Origin of the sequence: Pseudomonas sp. Irchel s3a10 (genome assembly GCF_900187525.1) — a bacterium.
Lineage (GTDB): Bacteria > Pseudomonadota > Gammaproteobacteria > Pseudomonadales > Pseudomonadaceae > Aquipseudomonas > Aquipseudomonas koreensis_G.
Map to the genome: position 1 here is coordinate 982,608 of NZ_FYDR01000001.1, position 23,722 is coordinate 1,006,329.

Here is a 23,722-nt window from a genome sequence, read left to right on the forward strand (position 1 = left end):
GGATCGCCCAGCATGATCATCAGACCCAAGGTCAACCAATTCGCCATCCTCTTCACCCTCAAGGGTTCGATTGCCAAACGTATCGCCCTGCGCACCTTGATGGTCACCCTGCTGGCCTCGGCCATCGTGCTGATTGAAATGCTTCATCCGAGCAACTTCACCAAGGTCAACGCCACGCCGTTCACCCTGCTCGGGCTGTCGCTGTCGATCTTCATGAATTTTCGCAACAACGCCTGCTACGACCGCTGGTATGAGGCGCGCAAGGCTTGGGGCGATGTGCTGGTACACATTCGTTCGGTGATTCGCGAAACCCATGTCATCCGTGAATCGGCGCAGCGCAAGCCGTTGCTGCTCAACCTCTGCGGGTTCGCCCATGCGCTGAATGCGCGGTTGCGCCGGGAAAGCGAAGCAGCGGCCAGCAGCAAGTGGATCACCCCGCAACACGATGCGCAGGTGCCGGACTACAGCGGACGGATTCTGCAGCAGGTCGGCCAGCAGTGTTCCGACCTGCACCAGAATGGCGAACTGAGCGAGTGGCGCTACATGCTGCTGGCCAATCACCTGACCAGCCTGACCCAGGCGCAAGCGGTGTGCGAGCGGATCAAAAACACCCCGCTGCCCTTCCCCTACACCTTGCTGCTGCACCGCACGATCTACCTGTTCTGCATTCTGCTGCCGTTCGCCATGGCCGAACCGCTGGGCTGGCTGACGCCGTTGTTCACGGCGATTGTCAGCTACACGTTTTTTGGCCTGGATGCGATTGCCGATGAGCTTGAAGACCCGTTCGGCCGCGATGAAAACGATTTGGCGACCGACTCGCTGGTGCGCACCATCGAGCGTGACATTCTCAGCGAACTGGGCGTGACCGACCTGCCACCGATGTTGTTGCCGGTGGACTATGTGCTGAGCTGAACCCGCTCTCCTCGCCACACAAATACCCTCTGTAGGAGTGAGCCTGCTCGCGATAGCGGTTTTCCAGTCAATGAAGATGTTGACTGTGCCGCCGTCATCGCGAGCAGGCTCACTCCTACAGGTTTGAAGTACACCTGCAGAATGGATGAACATCACGGGTTTGATTTGTCAGAAGAGTTCGCTGAAGGGAATAAAGCGCAGCTCATCCCCGATGTTGTGAGTGCTGTTTTCCGGCACTTCCACCAGCCCATCGGCCCAGGTCGCACCGAGCAAAACACCGGAACTCTGGTTCGGATACAACACCGCACTGCCCGCCTCCAGCCGCACCCGCAGATACTCTCGACGGCTGCCAGCCTTGTTCCAGGCGAACCCGGCATTCACCGTGAAGCTCAACGGCATGACCTCTTCCACGCCTTGAATGCGCAGCAGATACGGCCGCGCCAGCAGGCCGAAAGTCACCAGCGCCGAGGTCGGATTGCCCGGCAGGCCAATCACCGGCACGCTGCCGAAATGCCCCACGGTCAGCGGTTTGCCAGGCTTGATCGCCAACTTCCACAGCAGCGGTTTGCCGTTGTCGCGCAGCACCTGACCGAGGCAATCGGCATCGCCGGCAGACACCCCACCGGTGGTGAGAATCAAGTCAGCCGCCACTTGCAATTGCTCAAGTTTGAGCCGCGTCTGCGCCGGACGATCCGGGAGGATCCCGGCGTCGATCACCTCGCAGCCCAGTTCCTTCAGCCAGTGGCCGAGCAGCACACGATTGCTGTTGTAGATGCTGCCGGGACGCAGCGGCAGGCCCGGCTCGACCAGTTCGTCACCGGTCGACAGCAGCGCCACGCGCGGGCGTCGCACCACATGCAACTTTGCCAGCCCCTGCCCGGCGGCGACCGCCAGTTCGAACGGCCCGAGGCGTTTGCCGGCACGCAGCAGGATGTCGCCGACGCGGTTTTCCTGACCCTGCGCACGAATGTTCTGCCCTGCTTTCAGCGGCTGTAAAAAGCGTACGCGGCCGTCCTCCAGCACTTCGACGTTCTCCTGCATCTCGACGCAGGTGGCGCCGGGCGGCAGCGGTGCGCCGGTAAAAATCCGCGCACAGGTACCGGGCAGCAGCGCGTCCGGCGCCTGGCCGGCGTAGACCTTTTGCGACACCTTCAACGGCTGACGATGCAGATCGGCCAGGTTCAAGGCATAACCGTCCATGGCGCTATTCGGCCACGGCGGCAAGTCGAGCGAGGCGACCAGATCACTGGCCAGCACCCGCCCGCGCGCCTCGTCCAGCGGCAGAGTTTCGCTGTCGGCCAGACGTTGCTCATCGGCCATGCCGAGCAACTGGTCGAGGGCGTCCTCGACCGGTATCAACCCTGCCTTGCTCATCCGCGCGGCCCACAGGCGGCGACTGATTTGAGGTGCGGTACGAAGTTGCATGGGCGATGGCGATTATCCAGTTGCTCGGCGAGGATGCCTTCCCACGCGGTGCGGCAGGCACCGGTGGAGCCCGGCAGGCAGCACACCAGCGTGCCGTTGGACAGCCCGGCCAGCGCGCGGCTTTGCACGGTGGAGGTGCCGATATCGAGAATCGAAATGGCGCGGAACAACTCGCCAAACCCGTCGATCTGCTTGTCGAGCAGACAGGCCACCGCTTCCGGCGTGCTGTCGCGCCCGGTGAAACCAGTGCCGCCGGTGATCAGCACCACCTGAATGCTGTCGTCGGCAATCCACTGCGCGACCTGGGCGCGGATCTTGTACAGGTCATCCTTGAGCAGGTTGCGCTCGCTCAGGGTATGACCGGCCTCCAGCAAGCGGCTGACCAGCAATTGGCCAGACGTGTCGCTCGCGTAATCGCGAGTATCGCTGACGGTCAGTACGGCAATGTTCAGGGGAACAAACAGGGCATCCGCTTTCGCACTCATGAGAATCTCCGGCAGTAGTCAATCAGATTGCCGAGCAGCCTAAGTGCCACTTATGAGTACTGTCTAATCACTCTGGCCAACCACATTATCGAGCTGCTCTATCGGTGACGTTGACCTCGGCCAACGCCTTTGAAACCATGGGCGATAGAGCTGATCGATAGGCTTTTCAATTCTTCCGATTGGACGCAGATACAGGCAGGTGAGATCGTCGCACCTCGCGTTTTTCGTGCGCTGCGCGCATCTGCGTCAATACTCAATCCAATTTCCCAACGAGCAGGTGCCTGCGTGGACATCAAACAACTCAAGTTCCTGATCGCACTGGACGAAACCCGACATTTCGGCCAGGCCGCCGCCCGGTGCCACATCACCCAGCCGACCCTGTCGATGCGTCTGCGCAATCTGGAAGATGAGCTGGATCTGGTGCTGGTCAATCGCGGTCAGCGCTTTGAGGGTTTCACCCAGGCCGGCGAACGGGTACTGGCCTGGGCGCGCACCCTGCTGGCCGCGCATGACGGTCTGTTCGCCGAAGCGGCGGCGTGCCGCGGGCAACTGGTCGGTAGCTTGCGCCTGGGGCTGGTGCCGCTGAGCAATTTCAACCCGGTCAATTACATTCAGAGTTTGTCCGGGACTTATCCGGAGCTGAAATTCAGCCTGTCGTCGGGGAGTTCCGACGAGATCATCGCTGGCCTGGGCAACAATCAACTGGACCTTGGCGTGTGTTATCTGGACCACGTCAACCCGAACTATTTCGACTTTTTCGAGATCGGCGAAACCCGCGTCGGCCTGCTTTACGACAACCGCCACTTCCATTTCGAAGGCTCGGAAATGAGCTGGGAAGACGCCGCCGAGCTGCCGCTGGGGATGATCACCACCGGCATGCATTACCGCAAATCCATCGACCTGAGCTTCCGCAGTCGCGGGCTCAATCCGCAGCCGATCCTGGAAAGCGATTCGACGTATCAATTGCTGCAGGCGATTCACCAGGGTTTCTGCTGCTCGATCATGCCACTGGACAGCGGGCTGGAAGAGCCGATCGAACACCTGTCGTTCATGCAATTGCCGGATGCCAGCGTGCTGGCGCCGCTGGGGCTGGTGATGCGCAAGACCGAGCCGCGTTCGGCGATTGCCGAAAAGTGTTTTGCCGAGGCGCGCAAGTTGTTCGGGGTTGAGTTGCCGGTTGCTTGAGTGATCTCTCCAGACATTGATGCTGGCTGTCAGACCGTCTTCGCGAGCAAGCCCGCTCCCACAGGTTGAATGCATTTCAAAGGTGGGAGCGGGCTTGCTCGCGAAGAGGCCCGCCCGACCAACACAAAACCCCGAGGTGAATCGGTCATCGACCAGCCCGATCACCAGATCAGAACAAGCGATTGGACGCACTTTTAACACCCCCGTAGCCTGAACCCACTTCAGCGCTTCGGGACTTTTCAAGATGCTCTGCCACGTCGAATCCAACACCGAACCCAACGCCCCCGCACCGCAACCATCACAGGTCGCGTTTCGCGAATACCTGCCGCACGCCCCGCTCTCGCATGTCGCCCTGGCCGCGGAAATTGCCTTGGCGATCACCTTCAATGGCCTGAGCCAGGCGGTGATGATGGTCTCGCCCGGCAACCTTGAAGATTTCATCCGGGGCTTCAGCCTGAGCAACGCGATCATCGACAGCGTCGACGAGATCTACGACATCCGCCTGAGCCATTTCGATCAGGCCTGTCAGGCTGACGTGCAGATTTCCAGCCGTGCGTTCTGGGCACTGAAAGATCATCGTCGGCAGATGGCCGGCACCAGCGGCTGCGGCATCTGTGGCGTCGAGGCGCTGGAGCAGGCGTTGCCGCAACTGGACATTCTGCAACCCTGCGCGCTGCCGCCGGCCGCGCATTTCGACGGCATCCGCCAACGCATCGAACAGGCCCAGCAACTGGCCCGCAGCAGCGGCGCCCTGCACGCGGCGCTGTACTTCGATGCCAGCGGTGAGGCGCTGTTGTGCCGCGAAGACATTGGCCGGCACAACGCCCTCGACAAGCTGATCGGCGCGATGCAAATCGCTGACGTCGATGCGCGCCAGGGCTTCGTGGTGGTCACCAGCCGTTGCAGCCTGGAGCTGATCCACAAAGCCGTGCGCGCCCGACTTGGCACCCTCGTCAGCCTGTCTGCTCCCACCGCGTTGACCGTGCGCTGGGCACTCAAGCATCGACTCAATCTGATCCATGTGCCGCACCGTAACGCCCCCCGAATCTACAGCCCGATCCAGGAGCTTATGCCATGAGCAACATCCTCACCCACCTTGATGATCAGGGCCGCGCCAACATGGTCGACGTCAGCGACAAAGCCGCGACTCGCCGCGAAGCCACGGCGCAAGCCTGGGTGCACATGCGCCCGGAAACGCTGCAGATGATCCAGGCCAACGGTCACCCCAAGGGCGACGTCTTCGCCGTGGCGCGCATCGCCGGAATCCAGGCGGCCAAGCGCACCCACGAACTGATCCCACTGTGCCATGCGCTGCTGCTCAGCTCGATTCACGTCGAACTCAAGGCCTGCGAACCGGACCGCGTGCAGATCACCAGCACCTGTCGCCTCACCGGCCAGACCGGCGTTGAACTCGAGGCCCTGACCGCCGCCAGCGTCGCCGCACTGACCATTTACGACATGTGCAAAGCGGTGGACCGGGCCATGGTCATCGGCGACATCCGCCTGCTCAGCAAACAGGGCGGCCGCTCCGGACACTTTCACTGGGAGGACGCGCAATGATCCTGATCAACTACTTCGCCAGCTACCGTGATCGCCTGAATCTGGGCGGGGAAAAAATCCCCCTGAGCGACGACCTGACCTGCATCGAGGACGTACGGCAGATGCTCATGGCTCGCGGTGAGGAATGGCGCGAAGTGCTCGGCGCCGGCAACCTGATGTGCGCGTTGAATCAGGAGCTGTGCCAACCGAGCGCGGCCATCGAAGACTTCGACGAGATCGCGTTTTTCCCTCCGGTCACCGGGGGCTGAGCATGACGGTTCGAGTCCAGTACAAAAGCTTCGACGTCGGCCAGTTGACCGCCGACCTGCATGCGCGCAATCCGCGAGTCGGCGCGGTGGTGAATTTCATCGGCTATGTGCGCGATCTGAACATCGGGCAGAGCGTGAACGAGCTGTTCCTCGAACATTATCCGGGCATGACCGAAAAGGCCCTCGAACAGATCGCCGACGAGGCGCGCGAGCGCTGGCCGCTGCTGGGGGTGGAGATTGTGCATCGGGTCGGCGCACTGGCGGTCAGCGAGCCGATCGTGTTTGTTGGCGTCAGCAGCAAACACCGGCACATGGCGTTCGAAGCCTGTGCGTTCATCATGGATGTGCTCAAGACTCGTGCACCGTTCTGGAAGCGTGAGAGCACGGCGCAGGGTTCGCATTGGGTCGAGGCGCGGGAGAGTGACCAGAATGCGGCACTGCGCTGGAGTCTGGCGCATGCCTGAAGATCAAGAGCCCCTCACCCTAGCCCTCTCCCCGAGGGAGAGGGGACTGATTGGGGGATATTGAAGAAATTCACCGAATTGAAAGATTGGTTCTGAATCCATAATCGACTCGATCTTTCAGGTCGATGGATAACGCCAGACACCTCGGTCGGCCCCCTCTCCCTCTGGGAGAGGGCTGGGGTGAGGGTTGAAAGTCTGATTAGATAGCCACTCCGCCAGGATTAAACTCCGGAGTCTCGTTTGAGCACAGCGCCCAACAACCTGCCCCGCCCCGCTCCCGTCACGCTGCGCCAGGCCTGGCGCTTCTGGTTCAAGCTTGGCTGCATCGGTTTCGGCGGCCCGGCCGGGCAGATCGCGATCATGCATCAGGAACTGGTCGAGCGCCGGCGCTGGATCTCCGAGCGGCGCTTTCTGCACGCGCTTAACTACTGCATGTTGCTGCCCGGCCCCGAGGCGCAGCAACTGGCGACCTACATTGGCTGGCTGCTGCATCGCACCTGGGGCGGGGTGATCGCCGGGGCGCTGTTCGTGCTGCCGTCGCTGTTCATCCTGATTGCGCTGTCGTGGCTGTACATCGCGTTCGGCGATGTGCCGGTGGTCGCCGGGATCTTCTACGGAATCAAACCGGCGGTGACCGCGATCGTCTTGCACGCGGCGCATCGCATCGGCTCGCGGGCGCTGAAAAACAGTTGGCTGTGGGCGATCGCCGGGGCGTCATTTGTGGCGATATTTGCCTTCAATCTGCCGTTCCCGCTGATCGTCCTCGGCGCGGCATTGCTCGGCTATTTCGGCGGACGCCTGGCGCCGCAGCGCTTCGACAATGGCGGGCAGCGCGGCAGTGCCAAATCCTTCGGCCCGGCGCTGATCGACGACGACACGCCGACACCCGACCATGCGCGATTCAGCTTGCCGAAGCTCTGGCGTTTGCTGTTGGTTGGCGCGGCGCTGTGGTGTTTGCCGATGGGCCTGCTGACCGCGTTGTTCGGCTGGGACGGTACGTTCACGCAAATGGGTTGGTTCTTCACCAAGGCCGCATTGCTGACCTTCGGCGGCGCTTACGCAGTGTTGCCATACGTCTATCAGGGCGCGGTCGGGCACTATGGCTGGCTGACGCCGACGCAGATGATCGACGGCCTCGCCCTCGGCGAAACCACGCCCGGGCCGCTGATCATGGTGGTGGCGTTTGTCGGTTTCATCGGCGGTTACGTGCAACCGGCGTTCGGTGCGGAACATGCATTCGCCGCCGGTGCACTGGCGGCGACGCTGGTGACCTGGTTCACCTTCCTGCCCTCGTTCCTGTTCATCCTCGCCGGCGGGCCGCTGGTGGAATCAACGCACAACGAACTGAAGTTCACCGCACCGTTGACTGCGATCACCGCAGCGGTGGTCGGGGTGATTCTGAACCTGGCGTGTTTCTTCGCTTATCACGTGTTCTGGCCCAACGGTTTTGCCGGGCACGCGGATCTGTTTTCGATCGGGCTGGCACTGCTGGCCGCACTGGCGCTGTTCATTTTCAAGCGTGGAGTGATCGAAGTGTTGATCGTTTGCGCCCTTGCCGGGCTGGGCTTGCACCTGCTGCGCTGAGCGGCGACCAAAGATGCAGGGGCGCAATCAGCGGTTTACACGCCCGCGGATTGCCCCTTACTATCCGGGCACACCGGTCGGCGGGCCTGCCCCGCCACCGACGTTTTCCGCCAACGGAAACACGCGTTATGAGCACGTCACCACAACAACCAGAAAGGTTGAACGTCTCCGCTGTGTGCGCCCTCTGTCACAGGGGCCGCGCATGAATCGCATCGTCAATCTCCCCATGGCCCTGCGCCGTTCCAAGCTGCGTCACTCCGCACGCCCGCCGGATATCGCCTGCTGACTCTCTCAGTCAACAAAAACTTTGGATGCATGACCTGTAGTGAGGGGATTTATCCCCGATGGACTGCGCAGCAGTCCTCACAGGTTCCGTGTCACGTCTGACTGATCTCCATTTGATATCCCTGCCGGGACGCCTTCAATGCGCCCGGTCCGAATCTGCGCGCCTGTGCGGCGCCATCGTGAGTGATTGACCATGAAATTCGCAGCCATCGAAGACGCACGCCTGTTCCTTGAACAGAACCCCGATATCGACATGATCGAGCTGTTCATCCTCGACGCCAACGGCGTGCCGCGTGGCAAGCTGTTGCACCGCGAGGAACTGCTCGCTGTATACGAAAGCGGTCGCCCGCTGCCCAGCACCATTCTCGGCCTGACCGTGCAGGGCGAAGACGTGGAAAACTCGGGTCTGGTGTGGGACGTCGGCGACATCGACTGCCGCGCCTACCCGCTCGAAGGCAGTCTGGTGCGCCTGCCGTGGCGGCAGATTCCGACCGCGGCGGTGCAGGTCAGCATGCACCCGACCGAGGGCCTGCCGGCGAGCATCGCCGACCCTCGTCATCTGTTGATCAAGGTGATCAACGGCCTCAAGGCCGAGGGTTATCACCCGGTGATGGCGTGCGAGCTGGAGTTTTACCTGCTCGACGCCAAACGCGATCACAACGGCCGTCCGCAACCGGCGCTGGACGCCGACGGGGGCCGACCGCGACACACCCAGGTCTACGGTTTGCGTGAACTGGAGCAGATCGAACCGTTCCTCGCCGACCTCTACGGCGCCTGCAAACTGCACGGCATTCCGGCGCGCACGGCGATCTCGGAATATGCGCCAGGTCAGGTGGAAATCACCCTTGAACACGGCGACGCACTGGTCGCGATGGATCAGGCGGTGCGCTACAAACGTCTGGTCAAAGCGGTGGCGCACAAGCACGGCATGCAGGCGACGTTCATGGCCAAGCCATTCGATGATCTGGCCGGCACCGGCATGCACATGCACGTCAGCCTTGCTGATGGCGAGGGGCGCAATCTGTTCGCCGCCGAGGATCCGGCCGGCACTCCGCTGCTGCGCACCGCGATTGGCGGCATGCTCGCCTCGCTGCTCGATACGCTGCTGCTGTTCTGCCCCAATGCCAACTCCTACCGCCGCTTTCAGGCCAACAGCTATGCGCCATTGGCGCCGACCTGGGGCGTCGACAACCGCACCGTCAGCCTGCGCGTACCGGGCGGTCCGGCCAATACCCGGCACATCGAACACCGCATCTGCGGCGCCGACGCCAACCCGTATCTGGCGGCGGCAGCGATCCTTGCCGGGATCCATCGCGGGATTCGCGAGGATCTGGATCCGGGCGCACCGATCGAGGGCAACGGCTATGCGCAGGCTAAGGAATTACTGCCGACAGACTGGCTGACGTCGCTGCAAGCACTGGAGAGTTCCGCGTGGGCACGGGATGCCCTGGGTCAGGAGTTTCTCGGGGTGTATCTGGCGGTGAAGCGTGCCGAGTACCGGCAGTTCATGGCCGAGGTGGGTGAGCAGGATTGGCGTTGGTATCTGACCGAAGCCTGAAGCCTGAAGCCTCACACCATCCCCCTGTGGGAGCGGGCTTGCTCGCGAAGGCGTCGGCACAGTCAATATTTCAGTGACTGACACACCGCATTCGCGAGCAAGCCCGCTCCCACAGGGGATTGCACTCTGACTCCCGAATTTTATGTGGACACCGACATGACCCAACGCTGCAATTCCTACTACACCGCCACCCTCAACCAGGACACCGACTACCCGACCCTGCAGGGCCGGCACCAGGTTGATGTGGTGATCATCGGCGGCGGTTTCACTGGCGTTGCCACCGCCGTCGAACTCGCCGAAAAAGGCCTGAAAGTCGCCATCGTCGAGAGCCACAAGATCGGCTGGGGCGCCACCGGACGCAATGGCGGACAAGTCACCGGCAGCCTCTCCGGCGACGGCGCAATGCGTAAACAGATGCGCCCGAAACTCGGTGATGAAGTCGATGATTTTATCTGGCACCTGCGCTGGCGCGGGCATGAAATCATACGGCAGCGCGTGGCGAAATACGGCATCCAGTGCGACCTCAAACACGGCCATCTGCACGCCGCTTACAAGCCGAGCCACATGGACGGTTTGCGCAACGATTACGAGGAAGCCGTGCGTCGCGGCCTGAGTGATGAGGTCAGCCTGCTCGACCGCAGTCAGGTGCGCGACCTGCTGCAAAGCGACCTCTACCACGGCGCGATCAAGAACACCCGCAACATGCACCTGCACCCGCTCAACCTGTGCATCGGCGAAGCGCGGGCGGCGCAAAGCCTCGGCGCCTTGATCTTCGAAAACAGTGAAGTGCTGGAGATCATTCACGGCAAGAGCCCGGGTGTGCGCACCGCACACGGCCAGATCGATGCCAATCAGGTGATGCTCGCCGGTGACGTTTATCACAAACTCGAACCGGGCCAGCTCAAAGGCAAGATTTTCCCGGCCATGGGCGGCATCGTCACCACCGCGCCGCTGGGTGATCTGGCGCGGCAGATCAACCCCGAAGACCTCGCGGTGTACGACTGCCGTTTCGTTCTCGACTACTACCGCCTCACGGCTGACGGTCGCCTGCTATTCGGTGGCGGCGCCAACTACAGCGGCAAGGATTCACGGGACATCGCCGCCGAACTGCGCCCATGCATCGAACAGACCTTCCCGGCCCTCAAAGGGGTGCAGATCGACTACCAGTGGAGCTGCGCGATGGGCATCGTGATCAACCGCATCCCGCAACTGGGCAAGCTCTCGGACAACGTCTGGTATTGCCAGGGCTACTCGGGCCACGGCATCGCGACGACGCACATCATGGGTGAAATCATGAGCCGCGCGATCACCGGGCAAATGGAACAGTTCGACACCTTTGCGCAGTGCCAACACATCCGGGTACCGATGGGGGATTGGCTGGGCAATCCGTTGTTGGCGGCGGGGATGTGGTATTACCAGATGCTTGAAAAGTTGCGTTGACCGGACTGGCCCCATCGCGAGCAGGCTCACTCCTACAAGGGAAATGCGTTCCAACTGTAGGAGTGAGCCTGCTCGCGATGAGGCCATCAGCCTCAGCACAAAATCTCAGTCGGGCAACTGCTCCCTACATTGAAATGCATTCCAAATGTGGGAGCGGGCTTGCTCGCGAAGAGGCCAGCAGCCTCACTACAAATCTCAGTCCGGCAACTGCTCCCACATTGAAATGCATTCCAAATGTGGGAGCGGGCTTGCTCGCGAAGAGGCCAGCAGCCTCACTACAAATCTCAGTCCGGCAACTGCTCCACCACAATCCCCAATCGCCGATAATCCTCGACACTCCCCGACGCCAGGTGCCGCTCGGTAATCAGCGTATGCAGGCGCGTGCACGACGCCACCACAAACGGCTCCACCGCGCCGAGCTTGTCAGCCGTGGTCACCGCAATCACCCGCGCCGCGCTGTCGAGCAGCGTCTGTTTCACCGGCACTTCATCGAAGTGCAGCGAGGTGATGCCCACCTCCGGGTGAATCGCACAGACCCCGGTGAACGCCAGATCGGCCTTGATCCCGGCCAGCATGCGCACCGCCTCGTGCCCGCTAGCCGACATCGTGCGCGGGTTCAGTTGCCCACCGGCCAGAATCACTTTCACGCCCTTGTATTCGGACAAGGCAATCGCTGTCATCGGCGCGGCGGTCACCGCAGTGATCTGGATATCCGCGCGCAACGAGCGCGCCACCTGCAGCGCGGTCGAGCCGGAATCGAACAACACAATCTGCCCGTCCTCGACCTTTTGCGCCGCCAACTGCGCCAGACGCACCTTCACCTCATCAGTCTCATCCAGACGGGTGAAGTAATCCTTGCCGCTGTCCTTGGGCTTTGGCAGCGCCCCGCCATGCACGCGCTGCACCAGCCCGGCGTTGTCCAGCTCGGCGAGGTCGCGGCGAATGGTGTCTTCGGACACGGCGAAGTGCTGGCTCAACTCGGAGGCCATGACCTTGCCGTCGCGTTCGAGGATCAGGAGGATTTTCTGCCGGCGCAGGGACGGGAGTTCGGTGACCGAATGATCATGCATGTTTTTGCCTGTTTGTACGTGTTTTTGCGAGACTATCCAAAAACATGCGGCAGGACAACCTTCGAACTCAATCCTTGAACTCGCCCAACTTCTCAAATAAAAAACAGGCAAGAAGCATAACGATTAAACCGGCTCACCCCAGCATTCAAAATTTATGTAGCTTGCATATGCTGGGTCCAGCTCACTACCGTCGGGCCTGCCTCCCTTTGTTACAACCTTTAAATAACGACCTTTAACAACTCCCTGCTCTGGGGAATATTTATCCAAAATCATTTTCCCTGTGTGAATCCTTCCCCCACTTATCATTTGCCCACCTCCTTCGATTAACAACCCCGAAAATCCCTCACCCCCCACCTCATAGGTCGTACCAGTTTTGAGATCACCGCTATAAAAATCGTTCCGAAACACCCAGCCTTCAGCGTTCTGCTCGGGGCCGAACCCCCAAAAATAACCCATATCGCCCTTAGTAAATTTACCTTCAAAGTTGATTATCTTAATGACTTGATCAAAATCACTTTTCGTTAACTGAATTTCAAAGCGTGCTTTCCAATCCACACTGGAACTTCGCGCAGGCGATTCACCCAGAACTTTCAAAATATCCAAACTCATAAAAAATTCCTTTCGACTATGAATTATTTAAATGCCACAAAACTCTAAAACAAAAAAAATCAAAAGACACCTGTCACAAATGACAGCCCAGAGAACAATTTGGCAATAAAAAAACTGCATTTAATTCAATTATGAATGCGGGTAGACATTTCGCACTTAGAAAAAATTGGGATCTGTTGAGCTATCAATTCGCTCGATCATTGGAATCAACATGCCGAATTTTTTCTTTGCATTCAGCCTGTTCAGAATGGCCTCACTTTAAAAAGGCTCAGGATAAACAGCTGATGAATCTCAATTTTGCGTTTGCGTGCATGATCGTGGTGTCTTTTGCGATTGCGCTGGGTCACGCCTGATACGTCACACCGACGCCGCCAGATGCTCACGCAACCATTTGTGCGCCGGGTCGCGATGCGCGCGCTCGCCCCAGAACATCGCCATTTCGTAGCCCGGTACCTGCAGCGGTGCCTCGACCACCTGCAACGCCGGGTTGCCGCGCACCAAGCGTGACGGCAGCATCGCCACCAGATCGGTACTCGCCAGCACCGACATCACCATCAGGAAATGCGGCACCGACAGCACCACTTTGCGCGCCAGACCAACCTCGGCCAGCGCCTTGTCGGTCACCCCGAAAAAGCCCCCGCCCTCGCGCGACACCATCACGTGTTCCAGCGCGCAGAACTGTTCGCGCGTCGGTCTACGCTTCAAACCCGGATGCCCGACACGCCCGGCCAACACGTAATGTTCGGTGAACAGCACCCGTTGATGCAGATCCAGCGGCGCCTCTTCGGTGATGTGCAGCGCCAGGTCAAACACGCCCTGCTCCGCTTGCCTGGCCAACTGCGCCGGCATCAGATCGAGCACCGCGAGCCGCGTGCCCGGCGCCTGAAGGCGCAAACCACTAAGGGCTGGCAGCACCACCGTCGATTCGCCGTAATCCGTCGCCGCGACTTTCCAGACATGCCTGGCCTGCGCCGGATCGAAGGCACTGGCCGGGGCCACCGCGCGTTCCAGTGCTTCCAGCGCCTCGCGCAACGGCTCGCGCAGTTCATCGGCTCGCGCAGTCGGGCGCATGCCCCGTGGCCCGGGCAGCAACAGCGGATCGCCGAAGATCTCACGCAGCTTGGCCAAGTGCACGCTCACCGACGGCTGCGACAGGCTCAACCGCTCTGCGGCGCGGGTTACGTTGTGTTCTGCCAACAACACGTCTAGGGTCAACAGCAAGTTGATATCCAGACGTCTTAAATTATTCATGGCTATACCTGACATATCAGACATTCATTTCCAATATACCGATCAAGGATTGATCCTGCCTGCATTCAACCAAGGAGTTGCCACATGAATGTGCTACTGGTCTACGCCCACCCCGAACCCACTTCGCTCAACGGCTCGCTCAGGGACTTCACCGTCCAGCGTCTGCAAGCCGCCGGCCACACCGTGCAGGTCTCCGACCTGTATGCGATGAACTGGAAAACCACGATCGACGCCGATGACGCGCCCGGTCGCGATGAAAGCCGGCCATTCCACGCCTCGATCGATTCAAAACTGGCTTACCAACAGGGTCGGCAGTCGGCCGACATCGCCCGCGAGCAGGAAAAACTATTGTGGGCCGACGCGCTGATCCTGCAGTTCCCGCTGTGGTGGTTCACCATGCCGGCCATCCTCAAGGGCTGGGTCGAGCGCGTGTATGCCTACGGATTTGCCTACGGTGTCGGCGAGCACTCCGATGCGCGCTGGGGCGAGCGCTACGGCGAAGGCAAGATGACAGGCAAACGCGCGATGCTGCTGGTCACCACCGGAGGCTGGGATTCGCACTACAGCCCGCGCGGGATCAACGGGCCGATTGATGATTTGCTGTTTCCGATTCAGCACGGCGTGCTGTTCTACCCCGGTTTCGACGTGGTGCCGCCCTTCCTGGTGTACCGCGCCAGCCGCATGGATCAGGCGCGGTTTGCCGAGACCTGCGAGGCACTGGGCACGCGCCTGGATGAGTTGTGGAGTACGCGGCCGCTTGCTTATCGGCAGCAGAATGCCGGGGATTACGAGATACCGGCGTTGACGCTCAAGGATGATATCGCCCCGGGTGAGGAAGGCTTCGCCGCGCATTTGCGTTGATGCCTGGAAAAGATCGCAGCCTTCGGCAGCTCCTACACAGGAATTAAGTTTTCCCTGTAGGAGCTGCCGAAGGCTGCGATCTTTTGGTTTTAGACAGACACCACCCGTGCCGTGCGCACGAACAGCGCATGCGCCTTGTCCCAGAAATTGCCGCCGAGCACAAAGAAACTGCCGATGAACATCAGGTCGCCAAGCAGTTGCAGCTGCCAAAGATTGGGGCGCAATCCCGGCCAGAAATTATCGAAATACGGTTCCAGAAACGCCGTCACCAGCGGCAGCCAGAACATCACCACGCCGATCCGGTGCCGCATCGGCCCGACCTGATCGACCGGGGTCGGAATGATCCCCGACACGTAACTGCCGATCTTGCGCTTGAGTTCGGCAAACCCGGCCTTGCCCATCACCGCGATCACCAACAGCAACAGCACCTTGTTGCTGATAAACAGCACCCCGGTCAGCGCCGCGACTTTCGAGCCGGGTACATCGAGGCTGGCCGCCAGTGGCACCATCAGCCACGAGCCGAGCATCACGCAAATGATTGCCACGCCGGCCTTGAAGCGCCAGGTGGCAGGGGTGCTCGGTACAACCGAATCCTGTGAGGTGTCCATGGTTTCGTACCTTTTGATCGAGGGCGCGAGTGGTTGAGGAGCGCTTGAAAAGCGTAGCAGCAGAATCGCCCGATCAACCTGCCATCTGCCGTCTATGCTCCAGTGATATTTGCGACCCGGGACACGCGCAATGCCTGCAACCACCGCCCTGCTGACGCGGCCCGGCCACCTGTTGTTGCTCGGCGCTTTGAGTTTGAGCGGTTGCGTACGTCTGGGGCCGGACTTCCAGCCGCCGGGCGAGGCCTGGAGCAAGCAGTGGAACAGCGCCGCGCTGGAGCAGGCCAGTGAACGCGCCGACCAACCGGACCTGCGCCAGTGGTGGCAAGTGTTCGCCGACCCGGTGCTCGACCGCCTGATCGCCGAAGCCGATGCGCACAACAGCAGCCTGAAAATCGCCGGGCTGCGGGTGCTCGAGGCCCGCGCACAACTGGGCATCGCCGAAAGCGCCCGCTATCCGCAACTGCAGCAGCTGGGCGTCGACAGCCTTTACGTCGACCGACATCAGTCCGGCGGCAACAATCCGCAGAACCGCCAATTCTGGCAACACAGCGCAGCGTTCGATGTCGGCTGGGAGCTGGATTTCTGGGGCCGTTTCAGCCGCGCCATCGAATCGTCCGATGCCAGTTACTTCGCCGCCCAGGCCAATTACGAAGACGCTCTGGTGTTGCTGCGCGCGCAGGTCGCCGACACCTATTTTCTGTTGCGCACCACCGAAGCGCGGCTGCGGGTCGCCCGGGAAAACGCCGCCCAGCAGAAACGCAATTTCGAGATCACCGAAAAACTGTTCAACAGCGGCCAGACCGCCGAACTCGATCTGCAACAGGCGAAAACCCAGTACCTGGGCACGCTGAGCAGCATTCCGGTGTTCGAAGATCAGGTGCTGCGCACGCGCAACGCGCTGGCGGTGCTGGTCGGTCAGCCGCCCGGTGGCGCGGCGCTGCTGGCTGAGCAAGTGGGGCTGATTCCGCTGGTTGATCGCGCGGTGTTGCAAGACGTCCCGGCCAATCTGTTGCTGCGCCGCCCCGATGTGCGGGCGGCGGAATTGAACGTGGCTGCACAATCGGCGCTGGTCGGGGTCGCCGAAACCGATCTGTACCCGTCGCTGACCTTGCTCGGCAGCATCGTCTGGTCCACTGACACTCTCAGCGCCACCCCGCGCAGCCTCGACCTGATCGGCGGCCCGAGCTTGCGCTGGAACCTCTTCGATTACGGGCGGATCCGCAACAACATCCGCGTGCAGGACGCGCGTCTGCAGCAACTGATCGAAGCCTACCGCGACAAGGTGCGCCAGGCTGCGCGCGAGGCCGACGATGCCGCCAGCGGGCTGAGCAAAGCGTTGCAGCGCGAACGTATTTTGCGTGAGGCCGAAGGCGCGGCGCGGCGTTCGCTGGTGCTGGCCAACACGCAATACCGTGAAGGCTATTCGGACTTTCAACGGGTGCTCGATGCCCAGCGTGCGCTGCTGGAGTTGCAAGACAACTATCTGGTCAGCCGCAGCGACGCGGTGAGCAACCTGATCGCCCTGTACAAGGCCCTCGGTGGCGGCTGGCAAAGCAATGCACCCCAAGTCGATGAGCCCACCCAACACCAGATGCAGCAGCGCACCCACTGGGGCGACTTGCTCACCGCACCGCCCGCCCCACCGGCGTATCCCCTTCCACCGCAGGTAAGCCCTCATGACTGACGCCACGCCTCCCGCGCCCGCCCCGGTTCAACCTGACCCGGCGAAAAAAGGCATCCGCTGGGTGCTGCTGTTGATCGTGCTGAGCCTGGCGTGGTACCTACTGGCCGACCGCTACACGCCCTACACCCAGCAGGCGCGGGTCGGCGCATTCGTGATTCCGGTGGCGGCGGAAGTCGCGGGGCGGGTGATCAAGGTCAACGTGCGCAACAATCAGGACGTGAAGGCTGGCGACATCCTCTTCGAACTCGATCCACAGCCGCTGCAGATTGCCGTCGACCGCGCCCGGGCCGATCTGGAAAACACCCGTCGCACTGTTGGCGCCAGCACCGCAGGCATCGCTTCGGCCCAGGCGTCGCTGCGTGCAGCCCAAGCCGATGAACTCAAGGCGCGCCAGGACAATCGCCGGCTTGAAGGCTTGTACAAAGAAGATCCGGGCACGGTGTCCGTACGACTTCTTGAAGTGTCCCGGGCCAACCATACAGCGGCGGTCAGCAAGGTCGCCGCCGCTCGGGCCGAAGTGCTGCGTGCCCAGGAACAGGAAGGCGGCAACACCGACACCAACGCCAAACTGCTCAGCGCCGCCGCCACGCTGGCCAAGGCTGAACTCGATCTGGCCAACACCCGCATCGGCGCGCGTTCGGCGGGACTGATCACCGACCTGCGCACCGACGTCGGCCAGTTCGCGGCTGCCGGCAGTCCGGTGATGACACTGATCACGATCCAGGACGTGTGGGTCAGTGCCGACCTCACCGAGAACAACCTCGGCCGCGTGCAACCCGGCACCCCGGTGGCGATCGTCCTCGACGCGCTGCCCGGCGAAGTCCTCGACGGTCGCGTGCGCAGCGTCGGCTATGGCGTGAGCGTCGGCCAGACGCCTGCGCCCGGCACCTTGCCAAGCATTCAGAACAGCCGCGACTGGCTGCGCCCGGCGCAACGTTTTCCGGTGATCATCGAGTTCAGCGACGAGGCGAAAAAGCGTCTGATCGACAGTCGCGCGATCCGCGCCGGTGGGCAGGCGGAAGTCATGGCCTTCCCCACCGAGGGCAATCTGCTCAACCCACTCGGGCGGGTGTTTGTCTGGTTAATGAGCTGGCTGTCGTATGCCTACTGAGCGCAGCGTGCCGGCGCAACGGGCCTTGCGTCTGGCGTTCGGCACGGCGCTGTGCACCGCTGCCAGTTACGGTTTCGCCTTGCCACTATCGTTTCTGTCGCCGGTGCTCGCGGTGTTGCTGCTCGCCAGCATGCCCCGGCCATTGCCAGTCAAAATGGCGCTGATACTGACTTTGGTCGCCGCGTTTACCACCAGTCTCGGACTGTTGCTGGTGCCGTTGCTGCGGTATTACCCGGTGTGCGGCGTGCTGCTGATCGGTGTTGGGCTGTTTCTGGTGTTCACCTACGGTTTGCGCGGCGGCAACGTGCTGATCATGACGTTCCTGGTGATCGGCATGACCATGATCTCTGCCGCCGGCTTCGCCTCATTCGAGCTGGCGATGGCGGTGATCGGCGCACTGGTCAAAGGCCTGTTACTGGCCGTCGTCATCGTCGGCCTGAGCCACATCCTGTTCCCGGAACCGGCCAACAGTCCCGCGCCACCACCCGCCCCCGCCCTGCCCGCCGAAGACGTGCCCCGCGTAGCGTTGCGCGCAACGCTGATCGTGCTGCCGACCTTCCTGCTGGTGCTGATCGACCCCGCCAGCTACCTGCCGATCATCCTCAAAGCCGTCAGCCTCGGCCAGCAAAGCACCACCACCCGCACCCACCATGCCGGGCGCGAACTGCTCGGCTCGACCTTGCTCGGCGGACTGCTGGCGGTGCTGTTCTGGTGTGCGTTGAGCCTGTTCGTACACCTGTGGATGTTCTTTCTGTGGATGCTGCTGTTCGGGCTGTTGGTGGCGCGCAAACTCTATCGGATGCACCCGACGCAACTCACCCCGGGGTTCTGGCTCAACACCCTGATCACCATGATTATCCTGCTCGGCCAATCGGTGGAAGACAGCGCAGCGGGCAAGGATGTCTACAGCGCATTTGCGGTGCGTATGGGGTTGTTCATTCTGGTGACGCTTTATAGCGGGGTGATGATGCACTTGCTCGTCGCGCACCGGGAACACCGTCAGGGTGTGACCTGATAACCCCGCCCTTGCAGGCATCCGGTGTAGGCGCTGGAACTGGCTGAAGCATCGGTCCGCCGCTGCTCACGCCGATCCTGCCGCTGCCGCGCACCGCCAACCACCGCACCCGCCGCAGCGGTCTGCTTGGCGCGGTCCTGGCGGTAATCCTGCTTGCGGTCATCATCCACCGCTTCGTATAACTCGTCGTGCTGACGGCCGCGCACTTCAGCAGCGCTGGCACCGGCCGCCGCACCCACTGCTGCGCCCTTCAACCGACCGCCGGCCTGTGGTGTCGACGTGGTTGAGGTGGACGCTATGGAGTGGCAGTCGTTGATGTCGATCTGGGTTTGCTGGGAAGTCTGGCCCTTGAGCGGGATGACGGATTCAGCGCTGGTCTGTGTGGCGCACAGGCACGCTGCGATGAACAGTGAGTGGCGGAACATGATGACCTCCGACGCGGCGGGGTTGCCTGTGGGGCGGGGTAATCTGGGAGTGTAGTTCACGTCCAACCCAGCAATGCTGAGCGAGTGATGGCCAAGGGATATCAAATTGAGTATAAACATTCGGTTCTGTCATTCATTCGGAATGCAGCGATGGAAAGGATGAGCAAGGATGTACGTATATAAGATGGTTCAAGTCCCGCCAAACATTGAAGTTCGTGCCAAAGAGCACCGTGGGAATGAAGCCGCTGCCTACCTTCAGAACGTAGTGAACTCCCACGCAGAAGACGGCTGGGAGTTTTACCGAATCGACACCATTGGGGTTTCTGTCAAACCGGGGTGCTTCGATGCGCTGCTCGGAAAGAAAAACGTACTGACCGAGTATTACGTCATTTCTCTACGCAAGCCTGCATGATGGTCCCCGTCGCCATATTGGCAATCCGTTGCTATCAGAAAATGGCGCCTGAAAGGCTGAGATCGGCATGTAGATTCGAACCTAGCTGTTCGAATTATTCGATTTTGGCCTTTCAGAAATATGGCTTTATCAAAGGGGTCGACCTAACCGCTCGGCGAATTTGCAGATGCCGCTATCCAAACGGTGGTACTGATTATCCATAAAATCAGCACCACCTGGATCACGCCCCTTCCCGCACCCGCCGAACCTGCACCAACAACGCCGGTGCAAAATGCAGCACCACCATCCGTGCCAGATGGTGAATCAGGATAAACACCACATTCAGCCCGCCGGCGAACGCCACAATAGCGATGGTTTCGATAGCCCCCGGCATGTACGCGAGCCACAACGACAGCGCATCGCTGCCCAGTAATCGCGCCGCCGCCAACGCGAAAACCGCCGCTATCAGAATCATCAAACCCACCGAAACCAGCGCCGTGCGCCCGTGACGCCCCAGCTCCGCGAGGCCAAGCCCTTGGAATCGCGAACCGATCCGCACACCCAGAATCAGCGCCGCCAGGCTCAAACTCCAGTCCGGCATGTGAAAGCCGTGCAGCCATCCTGATTTCACGAACACGGCAGTGATGATGATTGCCGTCAGCATGAACGGTGCCGGCACGCCAACGGCGAGCAGTAAACGCCCGACCAGCACACTCAAACCGATCACCGACAGCACGGTCAGCGCCATGCCCGTGGACAACGGATCGACGTCGGCCACGGCAACCGGTGCCGTTCCGGGAATAAGCAAACTCACCAGCACCGTGATCAGCAGCAGCCGCATCAAGTGCACGATGATCACCTTGCTTGAAGCCTGATGCGATTCCAGCAGATCGAACACCGCCGCCAACGCGCCCGGATAGACTGCCAGCAACGCATCCGTGCGATTCCACCCTGCCCCGCGCGACAGCCACCAAGCGGCCAGTGCGACTTGCATCGTCAGGCACAGCAGCAAGATGCCGAGGCTCGGCAACATCGTCGAGACGGTTGCGCTGTCCCACGCTTCAAACATCAACCCGGTGGCAATGCCCAGTGTGACCTGGATGTAGCCCAGACCATAAGGGGTTGCGGGGGCAAAACCGCTGCGCGTGGTGACCAATGCGGTGACGAGGATCGCCCCCAGCAAGAGGCCATGAGGAACACCGCTGACCTGCAGCGCAACGCCAACAGCGGCCGCGATCAACAAACACAGAATCGATTTCATATTCTTCGCCTTCCTGGCTATTCAACTGACCCGACATCAATCCCATGTAGGAGCTGCCGCAGGCTGCGATCTTTTGATCTTGCCTTTAAAGAATCAAAGTCAAAAGATCGCAGCCTTCGGCAGCTCCTACAGGGGGGTATTCGTTCTTACGAGCGCAACCGCCCGATCGCCCGCCGATACTTCTCGATCCGCTCCAGATCCTCCCAACTTGGCGAGGCAATCCGCGACAGGTCGCTGTTCTCTTCCAGATCCGCCAGCTTGACCACCCGTCCGATCGGGTTCTGCGCCGCGCGGTCGACGAAATCCTCGTAGGACTCGCCCGGCACTTTGGTCACGGATTCAATAGCGCTCAAAACTTCTTCGCTGAAACCTTCCTTACGCAAATCATCGAGGCTGATGGCGCAATCCTCGACCACATCGTGCAGCACGGCGACGATGCGTTCTTCCAGCGTGCTCATGCGCAACATGACTTTCAGCGGATGCAGAATGTACGGCGCACCGCCCTTGTCGACCTGCCCGGCATGGGCGGTGGCAGCGATGGCGATAGCGCGTTCGAGTGTCTGAGTCATGGAAGTCTCCGTGGGTTAAACGCCATAGCGGCCGCCAACGTGGATGTTGCGTTTGAGCCAGTTGCGCATCGCTTCAAGCCGTCCGGTTGGCTTCGCAGGCCCGGAATGACGTTGAAGAATCAGCGAGACCACGGTGAACTGATCGGCATTTGGATGGGCATCGATCAACTCGGCAACCCACGCACAATCAGCTTTTCTCAGGTGCTCACGCCACTCGCCCGGCCAAGCGTCCAGCTCATTCAGCGCCAACCATCGCGCACCGCCGTGTTCCATGTGCCCGCCGGACATCGACTGCTCGAAACAGAAAGGCGAGTCTGGCTTTGCAGGATCGATGTGAAACAGATAGATGTCGTGGAATGGATGCTGCGAGGGGGTCGCGTTATTGCGGCTGCCAATTTCGATCATGGGCAATGTTCCAATCCTTGGGCGCTGAATGTTTCCGATTGTTTCGCAGTGTACGCGATAGGAGCAAATCAAAAACCCGATGGAACCTCCCTCCTCCACGCCGTCTCGAAACTATAAAGCGCCAACATCATCGATCAGACCCGGCGCCGTTGAAGAGGAAACCCCGATGAACACTCGCTTCCTGCTTCTGATCGCCACCTTCGCCGTCATCCCCACCTGCGTCATGGCCGAAGGCTGCGACGTTCAGACCCAATCCTCCAGCGCTTCGGTGCCAGCGGTGGAAACCCACAGCTGCTACGAATACGAAGGCATGCCCGTCAACTCCATCGACTGGTCGTGCAGCAACGAAAGCAAAGACATGCTCAGCAGCACTAAAACCAAGGTCGAACACTGCGCCGATCACTATCAGGCCACGTGTATCGCCACGATCACCCAAGAATCCCTGGCCAACCCGCACTCCACCAGCAAAGACAAAAACGCCAAGGCGCTGAACATCCCCGACAAAGCCCAAGTGACCACGTATTACTACGACGTGGAGCATCTGCCGCAGGCGCGGATTGATTGCGAGAACGGTGGCGGGCATTGGAAGGCGAAATAGCGGCGTTTAAGCGCGCATGAAAAAGGGACACCGATGGGTGTCCCTTTTTGCTCTAAATGGTGGGGAATCAATGCTTCATGGCTTCACACTGATTGCGCAAGTCCGAATTCCGGATGCTCGAACAAGTGCTGCCCTTCTTCGCCTCACAAAATGCACGCTGATCGCTGTCATGGATGCTGGAGCAAGTACTGCCTTTTTCAGCCTCACACGTTGCGCGCAAATCCGAATCACGAATGCTCGAACAGGTGCTGCCCTTTTTCGCCTCGCAGTAAGCGCGCTGGTCGCTGTCGCGAATGCTCGAACAAGTACTGCCCTTCTCCGCTTCGCAGGACGCACGCAAATCACTGTCCCGGATTGAGGAGCAAGTACTGCCTTCCTGCGTGGCCTGGCAATAATTGCGCTGATCGCTGTCACTGATGCTGGAACAACTGGCAAACGTGTAACCGCTGAACATCAACAACATCGCAAAAATCAGTTTCATCTCACACTTCCTTGGCTTGCCAGGAAACAGCCTGGCACTGGTTTATCCGTTTCAAATGAGCGTCGCGACACGCCATCAAATTGACATCGTTTTTGAAGAAAGTTCCGGGGCGGGGATGGGTACTGGATTTTGGGATCTGAAAACCGCGTAGGAAATGACTGCGCGTGGTGAGGGAGCTTGTTCTTACGGGGCTGCGAAGCGGTTCCATACCCTGCGAGTCATTTTCCCCTGACACTC

At 60.7% G+C, this 23,722-nt stretch carries 27 protein-coding genes; 16 read left to right on the top strand and 11 right to left on the bottom strand.

Annotated features, from left to right (window positions below; all coding sequences use genetic code 11):
• Nucleotides 1-12: 12 nt before the first annotated feature.
• The gene (locus CKW11_RS04340; RefSeq protein WP_095136548.1) at nt 13-912 is read left to right on the top strand and encodes a bestrophin family protein; all 900 of its coding nucleotides are present in this window, start codon (nt 13-15) and stop codon (nt 910-912) included.
• Between the two features lie 168 nt (nt 913-1,080).
• On the opposite strand, the gene glp is transcribed toward CKW11_RS04340, so the two are convergent.
• Complete coding sequence (glp, locus tag CKW11_RS04345) at nt 1,081-2,286, bottom strand: gephyrin-like molybdotransferase Glp (RefSeq protein ID WP_095136549.1); 1,206 nt, start codon at nt 2,284-2,286, stop codon at nt 1,081-1,083.
• On the bottom strand, nt 2,283-2,822 hold the full coding sequence (moaB, locus tag CKW11_RS04350) for a molybdenum cofactor biosynthesis protein B (protein WP_007964888.1): 540 nt from the start codon (nt 2,820-2,822) through the stop codon (nt 2,283-2,285). The genes glp and moaB overlap by 4 nt, the downstream gene beginning before the upstream one ends.
• A gap of 285 nt (nt 2,823-3,107) precedes the next feature.
• Between moaB and CKW11_RS04355 the strand changes: the two genes are divergently transcribed.
• The 8 genes from CKW11_RS04355 (at nt 3,108) to CKW11_RS04390 (ending at nt 11,146) form a co-directional block, all read left to right on the top strand.
• Entirely contained in the window at nt 3,108-4,007 is a 900-nt protein-coding gene (locus CKW11_RS04355) for a LysR family transcriptional regulator (RefSeq protein WP_095136550.1), read from the top strand.
• Nucleotides 4,008-4,251: 244 nt separating this feature from the next.
• A complete protein-coding gene (gene fdhD, locus CKW11_RS04360; protein WP_095136551.1) occupies nt 4,252-5,085 on the top strand; it encodes a formate dehydrogenase accessory sulfurtransferase FdhD in 834 nt (277 codons plus the stop codon).
• A 5-nt stretch (nt 5,086-5,090) separates the two neighbouring features.
• Nucleotides 5,091-5,567 carry a cyclic pyranopterin monophosphate synthase MoaC gene (gene moaC / locus CKW11_RS04365; RefSeq protein WP_177439979.1) on the top strand — a complete coding sequence of 159 codons (477 nt, stop codon included), beginning with the start codon at nt 5,091-5,093 and terminating at the stop codon, nt 5,565-5,567.
• Nucleotides 5,564-5,815: a MoaD/ThiS family protein gene (locus tag CKW11_RS04370; protein ID WP_095136553.1), complete on the top strand. Its 252-nt coding sequence runs from the start codon at nt 5,564-5,566 to the stop codon at nt 5,813-5,815. The genes moaC and CKW11_RS04370 overlap by 4 nt, the downstream gene beginning before the upstream one ends.
• 2 nt (nt 5,816-5,817) lie before the next feature.
• On the top strand, nt 5,818-6,279 hold the full coding sequence (moaE, locus tag CKW11_RS04375; RefSeq protein ID WP_047601716.1) for a molybdopterin synthase catalytic subunit MoaE: 462 nt from the start codon (nt 5,818-5,820) through the stop codon (nt 6,277-6,279).
• A gap of 240 nt (nt 6,280-6,519) precedes the next feature.
• On the top strand, nt 6,520-7,863 hold the full coding sequence (gene chrA, locus CKW11_RS04380; protein ID WP_095136554.1) for a chromate efflux transporter: 1,344 nt from the start codon (nt 6,520-6,522) through the stop codon (nt 7,861-7,863).
• A gap of 478 nt (nt 7,864-8,341) precedes the next feature.
• Complete coding sequence (locus CKW11_RS04385; protein ID WP_095136555.1) at nt 8,342-9,706, top strand: glutamine synthetase family protein; 1,365 nt, start codon at nt 8,342-8,344, stop codon at nt 9,704-9,706.
• Nucleotides 9,707-9,862: 156 nt separating this feature from the next.
• Nucleotides 9,863-11,146, top strand: coding sequence for an FAD-binding oxidoreductase (locus CKW11_RS04390; protein WP_095136556.1), 1,284 nt, complete (start codon nt 9,863-9,865; stop codon nt 11,144-11,146).
• A 284-nt stretch (nt 11,147-11,430) separates the two neighbouring features.
• On the opposite strand, the gene CKW11_RS04395 is transcribed toward CKW11_RS04390, so the two are convergent.
• From CKW11_RS04395 to CKW11_RS04405, 3 genes are all read right to left on the bottom strand, one after another.
• Nucleotides 11,431-12,216, bottom strand: a complete 786-nt coding sequence (locus CKW11_RS04395) for a DeoR/GlpR family DNA-binding transcription regulator (RefSeq protein WP_095136557.1) — start codon at nt 12,214-12,216, stop codon at nt 11,431-11,433.
• A 123-nt stretch (nt 12,217-12,339) separates the two neighbouring features.
• Nucleotides 12,340-12,825, bottom strand: coding sequence for a hypothetical protein (locus CKW11_RS04400; protein ID WP_095136558.1), 486 nt, complete (start codon nt 12,823-12,825; stop codon nt 12,340-12,342).
• A gap of 357 nt (nt 12,826-13,182) precedes the next feature.
• Nucleotides 13,183-14,076, bottom strand: a complete 894-nt coding sequence (locus CKW11_RS04405; protein ID WP_218235213.1) for a LysR family transcriptional regulator — start codon at nt 14,074-14,076, stop codon at nt 13,183-13,185.
• A gap of 84 nt (nt 14,077-14,160) precedes the next feature.
• Between CKW11_RS04405 and CKW11_RS04410 the strand changes: the two genes are divergently transcribed.
• Nucleotides 14,161-14,937, top strand: coding sequence for an NAD(P)H-dependent oxidoreductase (locus CKW11_RS04410; RefSeq protein WP_095136560.1), 777 nt, complete (start codon nt 14,161-14,163; stop codon nt 14,935-14,937).
• Nucleotides 14,938-15,026: 89 nt separating this feature from the next.
• On the opposite strand, the gene CKW11_RS04415 is transcribed toward CKW11_RS04410, so the two are convergent.
• Nucleotides 15,027-15,545 (bottom strand): transporter suffix domain-containing protein, encoded by a 519-nt coding sequence (locus tag CKW11_RS04415; RefSeq protein ID WP_095136561.1) that lies wholly within the window; start codon nt 15,543-15,545, stop codon nt 15,027-15,029.
• 130 nt (nt 15,546-15,675) lie between these two features.
• On the opposite strand from CKW11_RS04415, the gene CKW11_RS04420 reads away from it, so the two are divergent.
• The 3 genes from CKW11_RS04420 to CKW11_RS04430 are packed head-to-tail and all read left to right on the top strand — an operon-like array spanning nt 15,676 to nt 19,355.
• Nucleotides 15,676-17,229 carry an efflux transporter outer membrane subunit gene (locus tag CKW11_RS04420; RefSeq protein WP_253149503.1) on the top strand — a complete coding sequence of 518 codons (1,554 nt, stop codon included), beginning with the start codon at nt 15,676-15,678 and terminating at the stop codon, nt 17,227-17,229.
• Nucleotides 17,222-18,340 (top strand): HlyD family secretion protein, encoded by a 1,119-nt coding sequence (locus CKW11_RS04425; protein WP_095136562.1) that lies wholly within the window; start codon nt 17,222-17,224, stop codon nt 18,338-18,340. The genes CKW11_RS04420 and CKW11_RS04425 overlap by 8 nt, the downstream gene beginning before the upstream one ends.
• Nucleotides 18,330-19,355, top strand: a complete 1,026-nt coding sequence (locus CKW11_RS04430) for a DUF2955 domain-containing protein (protein WP_095136563.1) — start codon at nt 18,330-18,332, stop codon at nt 19,353-19,355. Before CKW11_RS04425 ends, CKW11_RS04430 begins: the two co-directional genes overlap by 11 nt.
• Here the strand turns inward: CKW11_RS04430 and CKW11_RS04435 are convergent.
• Nucleotides 19,340-19,780 carry a YMGG-like glycine zipper-containing protein gene (locus CKW11_RS04435; RefSeq protein WP_095136564.1) on the bottom strand — a complete coding sequence of 147 codons (441 nt, stop codon included), beginning with the start codon at nt 19,778-19,780 and terminating at the stop codon, nt 19,340-19,342. The genes CKW11_RS04430 and CKW11_RS04435 overlap by 16 nt on opposite strands.
• Before the next feature lie 169 nt (nt 19,781-19,949).
• Here CKW11_RS04435 and CKW11_RS04440 point away from each other — a divergent pair, with 169 nt between their 5' ends.
• Together CKW11_RS04440 and yidD are read left to right on the top strand one after the other, a co-directional pair.
• Complete coding sequence (locus CKW11_RS04440; protein ID WP_011333569.1) at nt 19,950-20,192, top strand: hypothetical protein; 243 nt, start codon at nt 19,950-19,952, stop codon at nt 20,190-20,192.
• The gene (gene yidD / locus CKW11_RS04445; RefSeq protein ID WP_095136772.1) at nt 20,192-20,395 is read left to right on the top strand and encodes a membrane protein insertion efficiency factor YidD; all 204 of its coding nucleotides are present in this window, start codon (nt 20,192-20,194) and stop codon (nt 20,393-20,395) included. Before CKW11_RS04440 ends, yidD begins: the two co-directional genes overlap by 1 nt.
• 17 nt (nt 20,396-20,412) lie before the next feature.
• Here the strand turns inward: yidD and CKW11_RS04450 are convergent, their stop codons facing one another.
• The 3 genes from CKW11_RS04450 to CKW11_RS04460 form a co-directional block, all read right to left on the bottom strand.
• Nucleotides 20,413-21,432 carry an AbrB family transcriptional regulator gene (locus tag CKW11_RS04450; RefSeq protein ID WP_095136565.1) on the bottom strand — a complete coding sequence of 340 codons (1,020 nt, stop codon included), beginning with the start codon at nt 21,430-21,432 and terminating at the stop codon, nt 20,413-20,415.
• A 146-nt stretch (nt 21,433-21,578) separates the two neighbouring features.
• A complete protein-coding gene (locus CKW11_RS04455) occupies nt 21,579-22,001 on the bottom strand; it encodes an HD domain-containing protein (protein WP_095136566.1) in 423 nt (140 codons plus the stop codon).
• A 15-nt stretch (nt 22,002-22,016) separates the two neighbouring features.
• Complete coding sequence (locus tag CKW11_RS04460; protein WP_095136567.1) at nt 22,017-22,406, bottom strand: hypothetical protein; 390 nt, start codon at nt 22,404-22,406, stop codon at nt 22,017-22,019.
• A 166-nt stretch (nt 22,407-22,572) separates the two neighbouring features.
• Between CKW11_RS04460 and CKW11_RS04465 the strand changes: the two genes are divergently transcribed.
• Complete coding sequence (locus CKW11_RS04465) at nt 22,573-23,004, top strand: hypothetical protein (RefSeq protein ID WP_095136568.1); 432 nt, start codon at nt 22,573-22,575, stop codon at nt 23,002-23,004.
• A gap of 67 nt (nt 23,005-23,071) precedes the next feature.
• Here CKW11_RS04465 and CKW11_RS04470 read toward each other — a convergent pair whose 3' ends face one another.
• Nucleotides 23,072-23,485 (bottom strand): hypothetical protein, encoded by a 414-nt coding sequence (locus CKW11_RS04470; protein ID WP_095136569.1) that lies wholly within the window; start codon nt 23,483-23,485, stop codon nt 23,072-23,074.
• Between the last annotated feature and the right edge of the window lie 237 nt (nt 23,486-23,722).

What these genes read in the sequence shown, in the direction of transcription:
- CKW11_RS04340 (WP_095136548.1), top strand. Translation starts at nt 13, where the DNA reads ATGATCATCAGACCCAAGGTCAACCAATTCGCCATCCTCTTCACCCTC.
- glp (WP_095136549.1), bottom strand. Translation starts at nt 2,286, where the DNA reads ATGAGCAAGGCAGGGTTGATACCGGTCGAGGACGCCCTCGACCAGTTG.
- moaB (WP_007964888.1), bottom strand. Translation starts at nt 2,822, where the DNA reads ATGAGTGCGAAAGCGGATGCCCTGTTTGTTCCCCTGAACATTGCCGTA.
- fdhD (WP_095136551.1), top strand. Translation starts at nt 4,252, where the DNA reads ATGCTCTGCCACGTCGAATCCAACACCGAACCCAACGCCCCCGCACCG.
- CKW11_RS04370 (WP_095136553.1), top strand. Translation starts at nt 5,564, where the DNA reads ATGATCCTGATCAACTACTTCGCCAGCTACCGTGATCGCCTGAATCTG.
- moaE (WP_047601716.1), top strand. Translation starts at nt 5,818, where the DNA reads ATGACGGTTCGAGTCCAGTACAAAAGCTTCGACGTCGGCCAGTTGACC.
- CKW11_RS04385 (WP_095136555.1), top strand. Translation starts at nt 8,342, where the DNA reads ATGAAATTCGCAGCCATCGAAGACGCACGCCTGTTCCTTGAACAGAAC.
- CKW11_RS04390 (WP_095136556.1), top strand. Translation starts at nt 9,863, where the DNA reads ATGACCCAACGCTGCAATTCCTACTACACCGCCACCCTCAACCAGGAC.
- CKW11_RS04395 (WP_095136557.1), bottom strand. Translation starts at nt 12,216, where the DNA reads ATGCATGATCATTCGGTCACCGAACTCCCGTCCCTGCGCCGGCAGAAA.
- CKW11_RS04400 (WP_095136558.1), bottom strand. Translation starts at nt 12,825, where the DNA reads ATGAGTTTGGATATTTTGAAAGTTCTGGGTGAATCGCCTGCGCGAAGT.
- CKW11_RS04405 (WP_218235213.1), bottom strand. Translation starts at nt 14,076, where the DNA reads ATGAATAATTTAAGACGTCTGGATATCAACTTGCTGTTGACCCTAGAC.
- CKW11_RS04410 (WP_095136560.1), top strand. Translation starts at nt 14,161, where the DNA reads ATGAATGTGCTACTGGTCTACGCCCACCCCGAACCCACTTCGCTCAAC.
- CKW11_RS04415 (WP_095136561.1), bottom strand. Translation starts at nt 15,545, where the DNA reads ATGGACACCTCACAGGATTCGGTTGTACCGAGCACCCCTGCCACCTGG.
- CKW11_RS04420 (WP_253149503.1), top strand. Translation starts at nt 15,676, where the DNA reads ATGCCTGCAACCACCGCCCTGCTGACGCGGCCCGGCCACCTGTTGTTG.
- CKW11_RS04425 (WP_095136562.1), top strand. Translation starts at nt 17,222, where the DNA reads ATGACTGACGCCACGCCTCCCGCGCCCGCCCCGGTTCAACCTGACCCG.
- CKW11_RS04430 (WP_095136563.1), top strand. Translation starts at nt 18,330, where the DNA reads ATGCCTACTGAGCGCAGCGTGCCGGCGCAACGGGCCTTGCGTCTGGCG.
- CKW11_RS04435 (WP_095136564.1), bottom strand. Translation starts at nt 19,780, where the DNA reads ATGTTCCGCCACTCACTGTTCATCGCAGCGTGCCTGTGCGCCACACAG.
- CKW11_RS04440 (WP_011333569.1), top strand. Translation starts at nt 19,950, where the DNA reads ATGTACGTATATAAGATGGTTCAAGTCCCGCCAAACATTGAAGTTCGT.
- yidD (WP_095136772.1), top strand. Translation starts at nt 20,192, where the DNA reads ATGGTCCCCGTCGCCATATTGGCAATCCGTTGCTATCAGAAAATGGCG.
- CKW11_RS04450 (WP_095136565.1), bottom strand. Translation starts at nt 21,432, where the DNA reads ATGAAATCGATTCTGTGTTTGTTGATCGCGGCCGCTGTTGGCGTTGCG.
- CKW11_RS04455 (WP_095136566.1), bottom strand. Translation starts at nt 22,001, where the DNA reads ATGACTCAGACACTCGAACGCGCTATCGCCATCGCTGCCACCGCCCAT.
- CKW11_RS04460 (WP_095136567.1), bottom strand. Translation starts at nt 22,406, where the DNA reads ATGATCGAAATTGGCAGCCGCAATAACGCGACCCCCTCGCAGCATCCA.
- CKW11_RS04465 (WP_095136568.1), top strand. Translation starts at nt 22,573, where the DNA reads ATGAACACTCGCTTCCTGCTTCTGATCGCCACCTTCGCCGTCATCCCC.
- CKW11_RS04470 (WP_095136569.1), bottom strand. Translation starts at nt 23,485, where the DNA reads ATGAAACTGATTTTTGCGATGTTGTTGATGTTCAGCGGTTACACGTTT.